Genomic DNA, 17,549 nt, shown 5'->3' with positions numbered 1-17,549 from the left:
GTAATTAAACTATGCAGGTGGTGTTAAAAATATGCCTAAAGCAGGAAGGAATACTATGAATACAAGTGCATTGGCAATGAATGAGAGTCAGCTTGGAGCAGTAAAGTGGACAAGTAAGTTGCGAATGAAGTTTGAACAAGTTTTCTTTAGATGGGGATTCATTATTGTTGTTATTGGTTTTCTTTTGGGACGAGCATATATATTAACAAACATTTTACCGTTTGCACTGCCATTTTTTGCTGCTGTTTATGTTATGAAGCGGGATAAAATGCCGCTCGCGTTCTTGGCTCTAATGGGGGGCGCACTTTCAGTTTCGATAGATAATTTATTCTTTACCTTTGCATCTATTTTTACTTTCTTCATTTATAATATCTTCTTTAGTCGGTTTACACGTAAAACTGTTGGACTTGTTCCATTCCAAGTATTTATCTCCGCATTAACCGCACATTTAGTTGTCGTATATTTTGCGCAACAAACTGTTACCATGTACGATTTACTTGTTAGTACGATTGAGGCAGGGCTTAGCTTCGTATTAACTATGATATTTTTACAAAGTGTTCCGCTTTTAGTCGAACGAAAAGGTAAACAACAAGCGCTAGAGACAGAAGAAATTGTTTGTTTAATTATATTACTAGCATCTGTTTTAACAGGTACAACAGATTGGTTTGTATATGACGCTTCTATTCAACATATTTTTACTAGGTATTTAGTGCTCGTGTTTGCATTTATCGCGGGGGCTGCTACGGGATCTACAGTGGGGGTCGTCACTGGATTAATATTAAGTTTAGCGAATGTCTCCAGTTTGTCTCAGCTTAGTCTGCTTGCTTTTTCTGGATTGCTTGGTGGTTTGTTAAAAGAAGGGAAGCGTTTAGGTGTTAGTTTAGGTTTATTAATCGGGACGAGCTTGATTACGCTATATGTAGACAAGCAAACAAACATAGTGACAACTTTAGTTGAATCCGGTGTGGCGATTGCGTTCTTCTTATTAACACCGAAACTTGTTATGGATCGTATTGCTAAATTCATGCCAGGCACACAGGAACATTCGCAAGATCAACAACAGTATTTAAGAAGGATGCGTGATGTTACAGCGAATAAAATTAATCAATTTGCCAATGTATTTGCTGCTTTATCTAATAGCTTTTCTGTATATGGATATGTGGAGGAGGAAGATAAAGAGACAGAGGCAGATTTGTTCTTAAGTACAATTACTGCAAAAACATGTCAAACATGCTTTAAAAAGGACCAATGCTGGGTAGTTAATTTCGATAAAACGTACGATTATATGAAACAAATAATGAGTGAAACGGAAGAGGGGACGTTGCAGCATAATCGGAAGTTAGTTCGTGAATGGGACAAGCATTGTGTGAGAGGGAAGAAAGTGACGGATTTAGTAGCTGGTGAATTAGATCATTTCTATGAGGGGCAGAAATTACGAAAACAAATGAAAGAAAATCGTAGGATAGTAGCGGAGCAACTATTAGGTGTATCAAAGGTTATGGAGGATTTTGCTAAGGAGATACAAAGAGAACGAGAAAATCATCAAGTACAAGAAGAACAGATTTTGCAAGCGTTTCGTGATTTTGGCGTAGAAATAGAGCACGTTGATATTTATTGTTTAGATAGAGGAAGTATTGATATTGAGATGCTGATTCCGGTTGCATCTAATGAACATGGAGAGTGTGAAAAATTAGTTGCGCCGATGCTTTCTGATATTCTAAAGGAAAATATAGTTGTTAAACATGAAGAAAAGTCTTCTTATCCGAACGGTCACAGCTTAATATCATTTGGTTCAGCAAAGACGTATTCTCTTGATACGGGATTGGCTACAGCTGCCAAAGGTGGTGGGTTTGTTTCGGGTGATTCTTATGCGATGATGGATCTAAGCGTCGGTAAATATGCGCTTGCGATTAGTGATGGTATGGGAAATGGGCAAAGAGCTCATATGGAGAGTAAAGAAACGGTGAAATTATTACAAAAGATACTTCAATCAGGCATTGATGAGGAAATAGCGATTAAGTCTATCAATTCTATTCTTTCTTTAAGAACAACAGAAGAGATGTTTACGACGTTAGATTTAGCTATGGTAGATTTGCGGGATGCGAGTGCGAAGTTTTTAAAGATTGGATCGACACCGAGTTTTGTTAAGCGCGCAAATAATATTTTGAAAATTGAGGCAAGTAATTTACCGATGGGGATTATTGAAGATGTTGAAGTTGATGTAGTAGGTGAACAATTAAAAACGGGTGATATTCTTATTATGATGAGCGATGGGATTTTTGAGGGAGCGCAACATGTGGAGAATCATGAACTATGGATGAAACGAAAAATTAAAGAATTACAAACCGAAGATCCGCAAGAAATTGCTGATATCATTATGGAAGAGGTGATTCGCTCTGGTGATGGTTATATAAATGACGATATGACTATTGTTGTGGCGAAAGTGAAGAAAAATATGCCGAAGTGGGCTACGATTCCAATTGTAGGAATGCAGGCACAATAAACTTTAAGTGTGATGTTTCTTTCTAAAAACCTAGGTGGATGCCTAGGTTTTTTTGCTTTAAAAGATAATGGTATTATTTTTGTGAATATGTACGGATGATGTAAGATAAAAATGTAATTTTTGTATATCTTTTTTTTGCACAATGTTTGTAAAAGTTGTACCATTATAAACAAGGTAACTAACGTTGCTGTTCTTGTTTAATGAAAGGTGATTACGAAGTTGAAAGATACATTTGTTGAAAAGGTAGATGACTTTGTAAAGCAGCATGATGTATTAAAGGAACATTCAACAATTGTTGTAGGGGTTTCTGGTGGTCCTGACTCTTTGGCTCTTCTATATTATTTGTTAGAAAAAAGAGCAGCAAAACAGTTTGAAATTGTAGTGGCGCATGTGGATCATATGTTTAGAGGTGATGAATCTCATGAGGACCTACAGTTTGTGCAGGACCTTTGTAAGGGACTGGGAGTTATTTGCGAAACGATAAGGATTAATGTGTCGCAATATCAACAGCAATACGGGATGAATGCACAAGTTGCTGCTAGAGAATGCAGATATGCATTTTTGGAAAGAATAATGAAGAAATATGATGCGAGATATGTAGCTCTTGGACATCATGGTGATGACCAAGTAGAGACGATCTTAATGCGCCTTGTGCGAGGGAGTACTCCGAAAGGATATGCAGGCATTGCAGTGAAGCGTCCTTTTCATAATGGATATTTAATTAGGCCGTTACTTGGAGTAACGAAGGAAGAAATTGTTGATTACTGTAATAAGCTAAAAATAATTCCTCGTATAGATCCAAGTAATAAAAAGGAAGTATATACAAGGAATCGATTACGTAAATATGTCCTTCCGCATTTGAAAGAAGAAAATTCACAAGTGCATGAGAAATTCCAAAAATTTAGCATGCAGATGCAAGAGGATGAGGCGTATTTGCAGGAATTAGCTTTTGAGAAAATGAATAAAGTAATTACAAAAAAAAGTGATAAACAAATTAGCTTATCAATTCCTGCCTTTGAATCCATGTCTATGCCTTTACAAAGAAGAGGGATTCAACTAATATTAAACTATCTTTATGAATATAAGATTCCATCTTCTCTTTCCTCTATACATATTGACAAAGTGATTGAGTTTTTTAAGCGGACACAACCTTCGGGTTCACTTGATTTCCCAGGTGATTTAAAAATTGTTCGCGCATACGAGGAGTGCAGCTTTGGATTTAAACAAGAAATTGTTTCTCCTTTTTTACAAGATTTATCAGTGCCCGGGACAATTACGCTATCGAACGGGGATAAGCTTGTAGCAGAGGTGAGCGAAGATATACCAAGTAACATGAATGAAACAGTATTTGTTGCTAAGTATAATGATATATCATATCCACTTCGTATTCGTTCTAGAGAAAATGGAGATCGTATGTCAATACAAGGTATGAATGGCACAAAAAAGATAAAAACTATTTTTATCGAAGCAAAAGTACCAAGAGAAAAAAGAGAAGAATGGCCGGTCGTTTGTGATGCAAGTGGGAATATTATTTGGATACCCTTGTTGAAGCGATCTGCATTTGCTATCTCGAAAGAGACGGCAAAGAAGGATAAATATATGATTATTCACTACAAAAGCAAGGAGTCTTCCGGGAGGATAATGAAATGATGAATCAAGATATCGAAAAAGTATTAATTTCTGAAGAACAAATACAAGAAAAGGTGCTCGAATTAGGCGCAATTATTGCAGAGGATTATAAAAACACAGTACCTCTTGCAATCGGCGTATTAAAGGGTGCAATGCCATTCATGGCAGATTTATTAAAGAGAACAGATACATATCTTGAAATGGACTTTATGGCTGTATCTAGTTACGGTCACTCTACTGTTTCAACAGGCGAAGTGAAAATTTTAAAAGACCTTGATACTTCTGTAGAAGGTCGCGATATTTTAATCGTTGAAGATATTATTGATAGCGGTCTTACGCTAAGCTACTTAGTAGACCTATTTAAATATCGTAAAGCGAAATCTGTAAAAATTGTTACGTTATTAGATAAGCCAACAGGCCGCAAAGTAGATTTGAAAGCGGATTATGTTGGATTTACTGTACCGCATGAATTTGTTGTAGGGTATGGATTAGATTATAAAGAGCAGTACCGTAATCTTCCTTATGTAGGAGTATTAAAACCAAGCGTTTACTCAAATTAATTAAATACAGGCGTCACAATTGTATAGGAAATTTTTTCTATGTTACGATTTACTATAGTGTTTATGCCGTGAGAGGAGGTTAGGAATGAATCGTATCTTCCGTAATACCATCTTTTATTTACTGATATTCCTAGTAGTAATTGGAATCGTGAGCTATTTTAATGGTTCGACACAAAAAACGACATCAGTTAGCTACGATAAATTCATTACTAAACTAGAAAAAGGTGAAGTGCGTAATGTGCAACTTCAACCGAAAAATGGTGTATTTGAGGTAAAAGGACAATTTAACAACTCTAGCCAAGGAGAACAATTTGTTACTTATGCACCAAATACTGAGGAATTACAAAAGAAAATTAATGACAAAGCGCAAGGTGCTGAAGTTAAGTATCAACCAGCAGAAGAAACAAGTGCTTGGGTAACATTCTTTACTTCTATCATTCCGTTTGTTATTATCTTCATTTTATTCTTCTTCTTATTAAACCAAGCTCAGGGCGGCGGTAGCCGTGTTATGAACTTCGGGAAAAGTAAGGCGAAGTTATATAATGACGAAAAGAAAAAAGTTCGTTTCAGAGATGTTGCTGGAGCGGATGAAGAGAAACAAGAGCTTGTTGAGGTAGTTGAATTCTTGAAAGACCCTCGTAAGTTCGCTGAAGTTGGTGCCCGTATTCCGAAGGGTGTTCTATTAGTAGGACCTCCGGGTACAGGTAAAACTTTACTAGCACGTGCCGTTGCAGGTGAGGCAGGCGTTCCGTTCTTCTCTATCAGTGGTTCTGATTTCGTAGAGATGTTCGTCGGTGTCGGTGCATCACGTGTACGTGATTTATTTGAAAACGCAAAGAAAAATGCTCCTTGTATCATTTTCATTGATGAAATTGATGCGGTAGGACGTCAACGTGGCGCAGGTCTTGGTGGTGGCCATGATGAGCGTGAGCAAACGTTGAACCAATTACTTGTTGAAATGGATGGATTCGGTGCAAACGAAGGTATTATTATCATCGCTGCGACAAACCGTCCTGATATTCTTGACCCAGCGTTATTACGTCCAGGTCGTTTTGACCGTCAAATTACAGTAGATCGTCCAGATGTAAATGGCCGTGAAGCTGTACTGAAAGTACATGCTCGTAATAAACCGCTTGATGAGAATATCAACTTAAGAGCAATTGCAACTCGTACACCAGGATTCTCTGGTGCTGATCTTGAAAACTTATTAAACGAAGCTGCTTTAGTAGCTGCGCGTCAAGATAAGAAGAAAATTGATATGAGTGACATTGATGAAGCGACGGATCGCGTTATTGCAGGTCCAGCTAAGAAGAGTCGTGTTATCTCTGAAAAAGAACGCAATATCGTTGCTTTCCATGAAGCAGGCCACACTGTAATTGGTGTTGTTCTTGATGAAGCAGATGTCGTTCATAAAGTAACAATTGTCCCTCGTGGTCAAGCTGGTGGATATGCAGTAATGCTGCCGAAAGAAGATCGTTACTTCATGACAAAGCCAGAGTTACTTGATAAAATCACTGGTTTACTTGGTGGTCGAGTAGCTGAGGAGATTGTATTTGGTGAAGTGAGTACAGGTGCTCACAATGACTTCCAACGTGCGACTGGCATTGCAAGACGTATGGTTACGGAATTCGGTATGAGTGATAAGCTTGGACCGATGCAATTTGGTAGCTCACAAGGTGGTCAAGTGTTCTTAGGAAGAGACTTCCATTCAGAACAAAACTACAGTGATGCAATTGCACATGAAATCGATGTGGAAATGCAAACAATTATGAAAGACTGTTATGCTCGTGCAAAAGAAATTCTTACTGAAAATCGTGATAAACTAGATCTTATTGCGAAAACGCTACTTGAAGTAGAAACGTTAGATGCAGAGCAAATCAATCATTTATGTGATTACGGCAGATTGCCAGAACGTCCAACGTCTTCAGCTGATGTGAAAGTAAACATCAACATGAAGAAGGACGATGAAGAATCAGAAGATAAGTAAGAGATGAAGGAGTGACGATAGTCACTCCTTTTTTTATTTGTGGAACGAAATGAAGTAGAAAAAGAATTTAAATAAATTTGGTATTAAAAATTGAAATAGAGCGTAATCTTTTTGTAAAATGATGAGGATAGAAAAGCTGATTATATAAGTATGTGTGATATGATGTTTTTATAAGTTTTATACATACTGAACAAATATAGATTAAATAAGATAAGTGGTGAGAATATGATTTTTGTATTGGATGTAGGGAACACAAATGCTGTGCTAGGCGTGTTTGAAGAGGGGGAACTTCGTCAACATTGGCGCATGGAAACAGATCGTCATAAGACAGAAGATGAATATGGAATGCTTGTAAAGCAGTTGCTTGAGCATGAAGGTCTTTCGTTTGAAGATGTGAAAGGTATTATCGTGTCTTCAGTCGTACCACCAATTATGTTTGCTTTAGAGCGCATGTGTGAAAAATATTTTAAAATTAAACCGCTTGTAGTAGGTCCTGGAATAAAAACGGGGCTAAATATTAAATATGAAAACCCACGTGAAGTAGGCGCGGACCGAATTGTAAATGCGGTAGCAGGAATACACTTATATGGAAGTCCGCTTATCATTGTCGATTTCGGTACGGCTACTACATATTGTTATATTAACGAAGAAAAGCATTATATGGGTGGAGTTATTACGCCGGGAATTATGATTTCAGCAGAGGCTTTATATAGTAGAGCGGCAAAACTTCCTCGTATTGAAATTACAAAACCAAGCAGTGTTGTTGGAAAGAATACGGTAAGTGCGATGCAATCTGGTATTCTTTATGGTTATGTTGGACAAGTGGAAGGTATTGTTAAGCGTATGAAAGAGGAAGCTAAACAAGAACCGAAAGTTATTGCAACAGGTGGATTAGCGAAATTAATTTCAGAAGAATCGAATGTAATTGATGTTGTAGATCCATTTTTAACATTAAAAGGTTTGTATATGTTATACGAGCGTAATGCAAATTTACAGCATGAGAAAGGTGAATAAATGAGTATGAAAGATTATTTAGTAAAAGCGTTAGCATTTGATGGAGAAGTGCGTGCATATAGTGTACGTACTACAAACACAGTAAGTGAGGCGCAAAGACGTCATGATACATGGAGAACAGCTTCAGCGGCACTTGGTCGTTCTTTAACTGCAGGTACAATGATGGGCGCAATGTTAAAAGGTGACCAAAAGTTAACGATTAAGGTAGAAGGTAATGGTCCGATTGGTCCCATCTTAGTAGATGCTCATGCAAATGGGGATGTACGTGGTTATGTAACGAATCCGCATGTTGATTTTGAAGGAACGGAACAAGGGAAATTACGCGTATATCAAGCGGTAGGTACTGAAGGGTTTGTAACAGTAATTAAAGATATTGGTATGCGTGAGCCGTTTATTGGTCAATCTCCAATTGTTTCGGGAGAATTAGGGGAAGACTTCACGTATTATTTTGCAGTTTCTGAGCAAACACCTTCTTCTGTAGGAGTTGGCGTTCTTGTAAATGGAGATGACAGCGTATTAGCGGCAGGTGGATTTATCCTTCAAATTATGCCAGGTGCACAGGAAGAAACCATTTCATTCATTGAAGATCGTTTGCAGAACATTCCTCCTGTATCAACGTTAATCGAACAAGGGCTTTCTCCAGAAGAGTTACTGTATGCAGTTCTTGGAGAAGATAAAGTAAAAGTATTAGAAACGATGGATGTTCAATTTAATTGCACATGCTCACGCGAACGTATCGAGAGTGTGTTAATTAGTTTAGGTAAAACGGAGTTAGAGCAAGTTCGTGCAGAAGAAGAAGAGACAGAAGTTCATTGTCATTTCTGTAATGAGCGATACAAGTTCTCTAAAGAAGATATTACACATTTAATTGAGAGTTTGTAATAAGGGAATTAAGGGGATTCGCCCTCTAAATAGATTGACAAACAGGGAATTTTCTGACAAAATCTAAATATAGACAAAACCAATAAAAATACTCGGTGTTAGGAGTGACAGGAATGCGAGTGGCACAATCAGTTTCAGAATTAATCGGGAAAACGCCGATCGTTAAGTTGAACCGCATCGTAGAATCAGACAGCGCAGATATATACTTAAAATTAGAGTTTATGAATCCGGGGAGCAGCGTTAAAGATCGTATTGCATTAGCTATGATTGAAGATGCTGAAAAAAAAGGATTATTAAAAGAAGGCGATACAATCATTGAGCCGACAAGTGGTAACACAGGAATTGGTTTAGCGATGGTAGCGGCCGCTAAAGGATATAAGGCAATTTTAGTAATGCCAGAAACAATGAGTATTGAGCGTCGTAATTTATTGCGTGCTTACGGTGCAGAATTAGTATTGACTCCAGGGCCTGAAGGAATGGGTGGAGCGATTCGTCAAGCAACAGAATTAGCAAAAGAGCATGGCTACTTTATACCACAACAGTTCAAAAACCAATCGAATCCAGAAATTCATCGTTTAACAACAGGGCCAGAAATTGTTGAACAAATGGGCGACCAATTAGATGCGTTTATTGCGGGTATTGGTACAGGTGGAACGATTACTGGTGCTGGTGAAGTACTGAAAGAAGCGTATAAAGATATTAAAATTTATGCAGTAGAACCTGCGGATTCACCGGTATTATCTGGTGGGAAACCGGGTCCACATAAAATCCAAGGAATTGGGGCAGGATTTATCCCAGAGACATTGGATGTAGAGGTATATGATGAAATTGTTCAAGTAAAAACAGAGCAAGCATTTGAATATGCAAGAAGAGTGGCTAAAGAGGAAGGGATTTTAGTCGGTATCTCTTCTGGAGCGGTTATTTATGCGGCAACAGAAATTGCGAAAAAGCTAGGTAAAGGGAAAAAGGTACTTGTTATTATCCCAAGTAACGGTGAACGTTATTTAAGTACACCACTTTATCAATTTGAGTCTTAATTATATGTGATTGAAAAAGCATCCTTGAAAAAAGGATGCTTTTTCTTTTTAGATTGGAAATAGGAAAAGAGTGAATGACTAGAAAACTTCATGTAAAATAAGAGGTAGTATAATTAATTTATTTTCACTAGCCTTCTAGTATAACTACTCTATATACATAACGAATGTAGTTTGAAGTGGTTAATCTAAGAGGGTGGGATAAAAGAAGACGGGGTGTTGATATGCAACGAAGAAAATCTTTAGCGCTTTCTATTCCATATCAGTTAGATTTCTTTAAGCAATATAAATTTCTTTCTAAGGATAAACCGCAACATATTTTGTTAGAGAGTGGACGTGGCGGTCGTTATAACATTGTGGGATTAAACCCAGTAGCGGTAATCCGAGGGAAGGATGAAACGTTACATATAAGCGAAAGTGGTAAGGAAACAATAAAGCAAGGAAACCCATTAGATTTAATGCAGGAATATATGGAGCGATGGGAAACGGACTATAATCCGGAATACCCGCCATTTCAAGGTGGTGCGATTGGTTACTTTAGTTATGATTGCATCCGTTATATTGAAAAACTGCCTTCTCTTGCGGAGGATGACATTAATATACCTGATATATTCTTTTTATTATTTGATGATGTGTTTGTGTATGATCAAGAAGAGAATGTATTATGGATTATTACACATTATGTAGATAAGCGTGAAGAGGCAAAAGAGCGATTAAATGAGTGGAAGGTTCTTTGGGCGACAGAAGCGCCGGAAGTGACTATACCATTTGCATGCCCTGAAAAGAAAAGTGAAGCAGTTGCTTTTACAGAAGAAAGCTTTATGAAGGCGGTTGAATGTATTCAAGAATATATTGGTGCTGGTGATGTGTTCCAAGTAAACTTGTCGACGAGACAAGAAAGAACGTTACAAACCCACCCGCTAGAAATTTATACAAGTCTTCGTGAAATTAATCCATCTCCATATATGGGTTACTTGGAGCTTGGAGATTTTCAAATTGTTAGTGGGTCGCCAGAGTTGTTAATTAAGAAACAAGGGACCGAAGTAAGTACAAGACCAATTGCTGGAACGAGATCTAGGGGTGCAAATGAGCAAGAGGATGAAGCATTAGCAAGAGAATTAATTGAGAACGAAAAAGAAAGAGCAGAGCACGTCATGCTTGTGGATTTAGAACGAAATGATTTAGGGCGTGTTTGTAAATATGGCACTGTAGAAGTAGATGAGTTTATGGTAATCGAGAAATACTCACATGTAATGCATATTGTTTCTAATGTGCGTGGTGAGGTGGATGAAGACAAAGATGCCTTTGATTTAGTGAAGGCTGTATTCCCTGGGGGAACGATTACTGGTGCCCCGAAAATACGTACGATGGAAATTATTGAAGAATTAGAACCTGTTCGCAGAGGGATTTATACAGGTTCAATCGGTTGGATCGGTTATTCTGGAGATACAGAATTGAATATTGTAATTAGAACACTTCTTGCTAAAGATGGAAAGGCTCATGTACAAGCAGGAGCGGGAATTGTAATTGATTCAAATCCGGAAAATGAATATAAAGAGTCGTTAAAAAAGGCGATTGCTTTATGGCGTGCAAAAGAACGTAGTGAAGAAACGGTTAGGTGAGAGAAATGATATTAATGATTGATAATTATGATTCTTTTACATTTAATTTAGTACAGTTTCTAGGGGAACTTGGACAAGAGCTTGTTGTTAAACGTAACGATGAAGTGACTATTTCGGATATTGAGAATATGAAACCAGACTTTTTAATGATTTCACCAGGTCCGTGTAGTCCGAATGAAGCCGGTGTTAGTATGGAGGTTATTCAATACTTTGCTGGAAAGATTCCGATTTTTGGGGTTTGTCTTGGGCACCAATCCATTGCACAAGTGTTTGGTGGAGAAGTTGTTCGTGCGGAGCGCTTAATGCATGGGAAAACGTCGCTTATGCATCATGACGGAAAGACGATTTTTTCGGATATTCCTAATCCGTTTACTGCGACGCGCTATCATTCCCTTATCGTTAAGAAAGAGACGTTACCTGATTGCTTAGAGGTAACATCTTGGACGGAAGAAGGGGAAATTATGGCGCTCCGTCATACAACGTTACCGATTGAAGGTGTACAGTTCCACCCGGAATCGATTATGACTTCCCACGGGAAAGAGTTGTTGCAAAATTTCATTCGTAAATACAGTCCAAGTGTGACATCATGTTAATTTACGTAAATGGTGAGTACGTAGAAGCGAATGAAGCGAGAATTTCTCCTTATGATCATGGTTATTTATATGGTCTTGGAGTGTTTGAGACATTTCGTATTTATAATGGTCATCCTTTCTTATTAGATGATCATTATGATCGTTTAATAGATGCGCTGAATACATTGCAAATTAAATGGACAATGACGAAAGATGAAGTATTGCTTATTCTGAAGAACCTACTCGTTAAGAATGAATTAGAGCATGCGTATGTCCGTTTTAATGTATCGGCGGGTATAGATGAAATTGGATTGCAAACGGAAATGTATGAAGAGCCGTCTGTTATTGTTTTTATAAAACCTTTAGCAGCCCCGGGAGATGTAGTGGAAAAAGAAGGGGTTGTTTTAAAGCAAGTGCGAAATACGCCAGAGGGTGCGTCCCGCTTGAAGTCTCATCATTATTTAAATAACATTTTAGGGAAACGTGAAATTGGAAATGTTGTGAATAAGGAAGGTATTTTCCTTACTGAAACAGGTTATGTTGCAGAGGGTATTGTTTCGAATCTCTTTTTCGTAAAAGGTGATATTTTATATACACCTTCGTTAAAAACAGGGATTTTAAATGGTATCACTCGTGCGTTTATTATAAAGGTTGCTGAAGAGTTAGGTATAGAAGTAAAGGAAGGTTTCTTTACAAAAGATGAATTACTTTCAGCTGAGGAAGTCTTCGTAACAAATTCGATTCAAGAAATTGTTCCGCTTTATCGTATAGAGGGACGAGATTTCCCGGGTAAAGTAGGTATGGTTACAAAAAGGTTTATGAGTCTTTATGAAATGCAGAGAGAGAAATTGTGGAGCAGAAATGAATTGTGAAGAGGAGATGTGTAGTTTGAAGTGGGATTATGATTTGCGCTGCGGCGAATATACATTGAACTTAAATGAAAAAACCTTAATTATGGGGATTTTAAATGTAACACCAGATTCGTTTTCTGATGGCGGGAGTTACAACGAGGTAGAGGCTGCAGTGCGCCATGCGAAAGAAATGCGAGATGAAGGTGTTCATATTATTGATATCGGCGGTGAATCCACTCGTCCGGGTTTTGCTAAAGTATCAGTGGAAGAAGAAATCAAGCGAGTTGTTCCAATGATTCAGGCAGTTTCAAAAGAAGTAAAATTGCCTATTTCTATCGACACGTATAAAGCTGAAGTTGCAAAACAAGCAATAGAGGCGGGTGCTCATATTATTAATGATATTTGGGGAGCGAAGGCGGAACCGAAAATCGCTGAAGTTGCAGCTCATTACGATGTACCTATTATTTTAATGCATAATCGCGATAACATGAATTACCGCAATTTAATGGCTGATATGGTCGCTGATTTATATGACAGTATTAAAATTGCTAAAAATGCTGGTGTGCGAGATGAGAATATCATTTTAGACCCAGGCATTGGTTTTGCTAAAACACCTGAACAAAATTTAGAGGCGATGCGTAATTTAGAACAGTTAAACGTACTAGGTTACCCAGTGCTGTTAGGTACTTCAAGAAAGTCCTTTATTGGGCATGTGCTAGATTTACCGGTAGAGGAACGTCTTGAGGGAACGGGAGCTACCGTTTGTCTCGGTATTGAAAAGGGCTGTGAGTTTGTTCGTGTTCATGATGTGAGGGAAATGTCACGTATGGCTAAGATGATGGATGCGATGATTGGTAAGGGGGTAAAGTAATTGGATAAAATCTATGTTCATGATATGGAGTTTTATGGTTATCATGGTGTATTCCCAGAGGAAAATAAATTGGGTCAGAGATTTAAAGTGGACTTAACGGTGGAATTGGATTTGAAGCAGGCGGGAGAAAGTGATGACTTAGAGCATTCTGTCAATTATGGAGAGCTTTTTGAATTATGTAGAAAAGTTGTTGAAGATAGAACGTATAAGCTTGTAGAGAGTATCGCTGAAAATATTGCTGCAGATATATTGAAACAATATGAGAGTATTTTCCGTTGTACAATTAAAGTAATTAAACCAGATCCGCCGATACCTGGGCATTATCGTGCTGTAGCAGTGGAAATTACGAGAGAACGTCCATGAATAATATAGCTTACATTGCATTAGGCTCAAATATCGGAGAACGTCACACGTATTTAACTGAAGCGATTCAGTTTCTAAATAAAAATCCTTATATCCAAGTTGAGGATGTTTCGTCTGTATATGAAACGGAACCAGTTGGTTATACTGACCAAAGTTGCTTTTTAAATTTAGTTGTAAAAATTTCTACCAATTTATCACCGCAAGAGTTATTGAAAGTTACGCAAAGAGTAGAGAATGATTTAGGAAGAAAAAGGGAAATCAGATGGGGTCCGAGGACCATCGACCTTGACATTTTGCTATATAATCAAGAAAATATTGAAGCAGAGAATCTTATTGTTCCGCATCCGCGGATGTTCGAAAGAGCTTTTGTTATCGTTCCGTTGTTAGAGATTAATCAAGATATTAAACAAAACATTTCACGTTCACAAGTAGAAGAAATGAAAAGGCGAGAGGGAGTAACGGTATGGAAGCAGAAAAATGGGGAAGACGCATTCGTGCTTTTCGAAAGCTAAAAGGCTATACACAAGAAGGTTTTGCTAAAGAGTTAGGGGTATCTGTATCTGTTTTAGGTGAAGTTGAGAGAGGGAATCGATCACCTTCCCAAGATTTTGTAGTGGAAGTTGCTAAGGCATTGAAGGTTTCGGTGGAGGAATTAATGCCAAAGTGACTATGAAGGAAGGAGTAAGTCGAGTGTTAAAGATCGCAAATATTGAGATGAAAAACCCGGTTGTATTAGCACCGATGGCGGGAGTGTGTAATTCTGCATTCCGTTTGACAGTAAAAGAATTTGGTGCAGGCCTAGTTTGTGCTGAAATGGTAAGTGATAAAGCGATATTACTTAATAACAAAAGAACATTAGATATGTTATATATTGATGAAAGAGAAAAGCCATTAAGTTTACAAATTTTTGGTGGAGAGAAAGAAACTCTTGTAGATGCTGCGAAATACGTAGATAAATATACGACAGCAGACATTATTGATATTAATATGGGTTGCCCAGTACCGAAAATCATTAAGTGTGATGCGGGAGCAAAGTGGCTTTTAGACCCAAATAAAATATATGAAATGGTAGCGGCAGTTGTAGATGCTGTTGAAAAGCCAGTTACAGTTAAGATGCGTATTGGTTGGGATGCAGATCATATTTTCGCAATTGAGAATGCAAAAGCTGTTGAACGTGCTGGCGGACAAGCGGTAGCAGTTCATGGGCGTACACGAGTGCAGATGTATGAAGGGAAAGCGGATTGGGATATTATTAAACAAGTAAAGCAAGCTGTAAATATCCCGGTTATCGGAAATGGTGATGTCGAAACGCCACAAGATGCAAAGCGAATGCTTGATGAAATTGGTGTAGATGGTGTTATGATCGGGCGCGCTGCCCTTGGGGATCCGTGGATGATTTATCGTACGGTAAAGTATTTGGAAACAGGTGAATTAATGCCGGAACCGACAGTGCGTGAGAAAATTGACGTATGTATGTTGCATCTAGATCGTCTTATCGATTTAAAGAACGAAAATGTCGCTGTAAGAGAGATGAGAAAGCATGCAGCTTGGTATTTAAAGGGTGTTCGTGGTAATGCAACTGTACGTAATGGTATCAATGCTTGTAATACGCGTGAAGATCTTGCGAATGTATTAGGTGCATTTGTAGAAGAAGTAGAAGCGAAACAACAAACAATTCACGTTGGTTAATAATAGATAGGGAAGATTGACATTCTTCTATACACTTCCTATAATTACGTGAAAGAAAGAAGAACTGCCAGCTAGTTGCTGGCAGTTTTTCTAGTTGAGTAGAAAATGCTATACTGTATATATTGTAAAAATTAATAGAGCTGGAGTGATATCAATACCATGGATAACATGAACCACGAAGAATTAAACGACCAATTGCTTGTTCGTCGTGAAAAGTTACATAACTTACGTGAGCAAGGAATCGATCCGTTCGGTAAACGATTTGAACGTACAAATGCAACAAATGACTTATTAAGCTTATATGGAGAGTTCTCTAAAGAAGAATTAGAAGAGAAAGAAATCTCTGTTTCTATCGCTGGTCGTATTATGACAAAACGCGGTAAAGGAAAAGCTGGATTTGCACATATTCAAGATTTACATGGACAAGTTCAAATATATGTTCGTAAAGATGCTGTTGGAGATGAAGAGTACGAATTATTTAAGACAGCAGATTTAGGTGACTTAGTAGGTATTGAAGGTAAAGTATTCAAAACAAACGTTGGAGAACTTTCAGTGAAAGCAACGGGCTTTACACTATTAACGAAATCTCTTCGTCCATTACCGGATAAATATCATGGGTTAAAAGATGTTGAACAACGCTACCGTCAACGTTACTTAGATTTAATTACAAGTATGGAAAGCCGTGAAACATTCGTTACTCGTAGTAAGATCATTCGTGAAATGAGAAGATACTTAGATGACAATGGTTACCTTGAAGTGGAAACGCCTATGATGCATGCAATTGCAGGTGGAGCTTCTGCGCGTCCTTTCATTACGCACCATAATGCGTTAGATATGGAATTATACATGCGTATCGCAATTGAACTTCATTTAAAACGCCTTATTGTGGGTGGATTAGAAAAAGTTTATGAAATCGGTCGTGTATTCCGTAATGAGGGTGTATCAACTCGTCATAATCCGGAGTTTACAATGATTGAATTATATGAAGCGTATGCTGATTATAAAGATATTATGAAACTAACAGAAAATATGGTTGCTCATATTGCGAAGCAAGTACTAGGTACAACAACAATCCAATATGGTGATTATGAAATTAATTTAGAACCAGAATGGACACGTCTTCATATGGTAGATGCAATCAAGGAACATTCTGGAGCAGATTTCTGGAATCCGATGAGTGTAGAAGAAGCGCGTGAACTTGCGAAGGAACATAATGTAGGTATTAAGGATACGATGGAAGTTGGTCATATTATAAACGAATTCTTCGAACAAAAAGTAGAAGATAAATTAATCCAACCAACATTTATTTACGGTCATCCGGTAGAAATTTCGCCACTTGCGAAAAAGAATGACGAAGATCCACGATTCACTGATCGTTTCGAATTATTTATCGTTGCACGTGAACATGCAAATGCATTCACTGAGCTAAATGATCCGATTGATCAAAAAGAACGTTTTGAAGCGCAATTAAAAGAGCGCGAACAAGGTAATGATGAAGCTCATATGATGGATGATGATTATATTGAAGCTCTTGAGTACGGTATGCCTCCTACAGGTGGACTAGGAATTGGTATTGATCGTCTTGTTATGTTGTTAACGAATGCACCATCTATTCGTGATGTATTATTATTCCCTGCTATGCGTCATAAACAAGACTAAGCTTTGGAGATTTCTCCAAAGCTTTTTTTATTTGGGTATGAGCTACGTGGGGATAGTAGCTCATGATGGTGCGAGAAATTATATTTATATAGAAGAAATGTGCTGTTTTTATACTTTTTTACTAAGTTAAAAATTTTATTAGAAAAACTATTGCATTTTAATAATCAAACTGGTATATTTATATTCGTTGCCACGAAAGGTAACAAGCAAAACAAACGAAAAACAACTTATTGAAAAAAGTTGTTGACGAAAATATAACGAAATGTTATATTAATAAAGTCGCTTCTGAGCGACAGACAAGTTCTTTGAAAAC

At 37.7% G+C, this 17,549-nt stretch carries 16 protein-coding genes; all 16 read left to right on the top strand.

Features of this window, described 5'->3' with window-relative positions:
• Window positions 1-31: 31 nt before the first annotated feature.
• Window positions 32-2,503: a stage II sporulation protein E gene (gene spoIIE, locus K5S59_RS02355; RefSeq protein ID WP_001123545.1), complete on the top strand. Its 2,472-nt coding sequence runs from the start codon at window positions 32-34 to the stop codon at window positions 2,501-2,503.
• 219 nt (window positions 2,504-2,722) lie between these two features.
• On the top strand, window positions 2,723-4,153 hold the full coding sequence (tilS, locus tag K5S59_RS02350; RefSeq protein WP_000655439.1) for a tRNA lysidine(34) synthetase TilS: 1,431 nt from the start codon (window positions 2,723-2,725) through the stop codon (window positions 4,151-4,153).
• Window positions 4,150-4,692, top strand: coding sequence for a hypoxanthine phosphoribosyltransferase (gene hpt, locus K5S59_RS02345; protein WP_000981838.1), 543 nt, complete (start codon window positions 4,150-4,152; stop codon window positions 4,690-4,692). Before tilS ends, hpt begins: the two co-directional genes overlap by 4 nt.
• Before the next feature lie 85 nt (window positions 4,693-4,777).
• Window positions 4,778-6,679: an ATP-dependent zinc metalloprotease FtsH gene (gene ftsH / locus K5S59_RS02340; protein WP_001079662.1), complete on the top strand. Its 1,902-nt coding sequence runs from the start codon at window positions 4,778-4,780 to the stop codon at window positions 6,677-6,679.
• A 225-nt stretch (window positions 6,680-6,904) separates the two neighbouring features.
• On the top strand, window positions 6,905-7,693 hold the full coding sequence (locus tag K5S59_RS02335) for a type III pantothenate kinase (RefSeq protein WP_000578367.1): 789 nt from the start codon (window positions 6,905-6,907) through the stop codon (window positions 7,691-7,693).
• A gap of 6 nt (window positions 7,694-7,699) precedes the next feature.
• Entirely contained in the window at window positions 7,700-8,575 is an 876-nt protein-coding gene (hslO, locus tag K5S59_RS02330; RefSeq protein WP_033656274.1) for a redox-regulated molecular chaperone HslO, read from the top strand.
• A 113-nt stretch (window positions 8,576-8,688) separates the two neighbouring features.
• A complete protein-coding gene (gene cysK / locus K5S59_RS02325; protein WP_001261702.1) occupies window positions 8,689-9,612 on the top strand; it encodes a cysteine synthase A in 924 nt (307 codons plus the stop codon).
• A 221-nt stretch (window positions 9,613-9,833) separates the two neighbouring features.
• On the top strand, window positions 9,834-11,231 hold the full coding sequence (gene pabB, locus K5S59_RS02320) for an aminodeoxychorismate synthase component I (protein WP_001189677.1): 1,398 nt from the start codon (window positions 9,834-9,836) through the stop codon (window positions 11,229-11,231).
• Window positions 11,232-11,236: 5 nt separating this feature from the next.
• Window positions 11,237-11,824: an aminodeoxychorismate/anthranilate synthase component II gene (gene pabA / locus K5S59_RS02315; protein ID WP_000602304.1), complete on the top strand. Its 588-nt coding sequence runs from the start codon at window positions 11,237-11,239 to the stop codon at window positions 11,822-11,824.
• Window positions 11,818-12,675, top strand: coding sequence for an aminodeoxychorismate lyase (gene pabC / locus K5S59_RS02310; RefSeq protein ID WP_000909861.1), 858 nt, complete (start codon window positions 11,818-11,820; stop codon window positions 12,673-12,675). Before pabA ends, pabC begins: the two co-directional genes overlap by 7 nt.
• A complete protein-coding gene (gene folP, locus K5S59_RS02305) occupies window positions 12,665-13,525 on the top strand; it encodes a dihydropteroate synthase (protein WP_033655950.1) in 861 nt (286 codons plus the stop codon). Before pabC ends, folP begins: the two co-directional genes overlap by 11 nt.
• Window positions 13,526-13,888, top strand: a complete 363-nt coding sequence (gene folB, locus K5S59_RS02300; protein ID WP_000358076.1) for a dihydroneopterin aldolase — start codon at window positions 13,526-13,528, stop codon at window positions 13,886-13,888. It begins immediately after the preceding gene.
• On the top strand, window positions 13,885-14,400 hold the full coding sequence (gene folK / locus K5S59_RS02295; protein ID WP_001059441.1) for a 2-amino-4-hydroxy-6-hydroxymethyldihydropteridine diphosphokinase: 516 nt from the start codon (window positions 13,885-13,887) through the stop codon (window positions 14,398-14,400). Before folB ends, folK begins: the two co-directional genes overlap by 4 nt.
• Window positions 14,352-14,555 (top strand): helix-turn-helix domain-containing protein, encoded by a 204-nt coding sequence (locus K5S59_RS02290; RefSeq protein WP_000387029.1) that lies wholly within the window; start codon window positions 14,352-14,354, stop codon window positions 14,553-14,555. Before folK ends, K5S59_RS02290 begins: the two co-directional genes overlap by 49 nt.
• A 23-nt stretch (window positions 14,556-14,578) precedes the next feature.
• Window positions 14,579-15,577, top strand: coding sequence for a tRNA dihydrouridine synthase DusB (dusB, locus tag K5S59_RS02285; RefSeq protein ID WP_000912237.1), 999 nt, complete (start codon window positions 14,579-14,581; stop codon window positions 15,575-15,577).
• 159 nt (window positions 15,578-15,736) lie between these two features.
• A complete protein-coding gene (lysS, locus tag K5S59_RS02280) occupies window positions 15,737-17,236 on the top strand; it encodes a lysine--tRNA ligase (RefSeq protein WP_000369672.1) in 1,500 nt (499 codons plus the stop codon).
• The last annotated feature ends 313 nt before the right edge of the window (window positions 17,237-17,549 follow it).

The sequence above is a fragment of the Bacillus sp. BML-BC051 genome (assembly GCF_019656175.1).
In the GTDB taxonomy this organism is placed as follows: domain Bacteria; phylum Bacillota; class Bacilli; order Bacillales; family Bacillaceae_G; genus Bacillus_A; species Bacillus_A mobilis.
This window is presented reverse-complemented; position numbering and strand designations above follow the sequence as displayed.

Bases quoted from the DNA above. Each gene is read 5' to 3' on its own strand.
- spoIIE (WP_001123545.1), top strand. From the start codon at position 32: ATGCCTAAAGCAGGAAGGAATACTATGAATACAAGTGCATTGGCAATG.
- hpt (WP_000981838.1), top strand. From the start codon at position 4,150: ATGATGAATCAAGATATCGAAAAAGTATTAATTTCTGAAGAACAAATA.
- ftsH (WP_001079662.1), top strand. From the start codon at position 4,778: ATGAATCGTATCTTCCGTAATACCATCTTTTATTTACTGATATTCCTA.
- K5S59_RS02335 (WP_000578367.1), top strand. From the start codon at position 6,905: ATGATTTTTGTATTGGATGTAGGGAACACAAATGCTGTGCTAGGCGTG.
- hslO (WP_033656274.1), top strand. From the start codon at position 7,700: ATGAAAGATTATTTAGTAAAAGCGTTAGCATTTGATGGAGAAGTGCGT.
- cysK (WP_001261702.1), top strand. From the start codon at position 8,689: ATGCGAGTGGCACAATCAGTTTCAGAATTAATCGGGAAAACGCCGATC.
- pabB (WP_001189677.1), top strand. From the start codon at position 9,834: ATGCAACGAAGAAAATCTTTAGCGCTTTCTATTCCATATCAGTTAGAT.
- pabA (WP_000602304.1), top strand. From the start codon at position 11,237: ATGATATTAATGATTGATAATTATGATTCTTTTACATTTAATTTAGTA.
- pabC (WP_000909861.1), top strand. From the start codon at position 11,818: ATGTTAATTTACGTAAATGGTGAGTACGTAGAAGCGAATGAAGCGAGA.
- folP (WP_033655950.1), top strand. From the start codon at position 12,665: ATGAATTGTGAAGAGGAGATGTGTAGTTTGAAGTGGGATTATGATTTG.
- folK (WP_001059441.1), top strand. From the start codon at position 13,885: ATGAATAATATAGCTTACATTGCATTAGGCTCAAATATCGGAGAACGT.
- K5S59_RS02290 (WP_000387029.1), top strand. From the start codon at position 14,352: ATGGAAGCAGAAAAATGGGGAAGACGCATTCGTGCTTTTCGAAAGCTA.
- lysS (WP_000369672.1), top strand. From the start codon at position 15,737: ATGGATAACATGAACCACGAAGAATTAAACGACCAATTGCTTGTTCGT.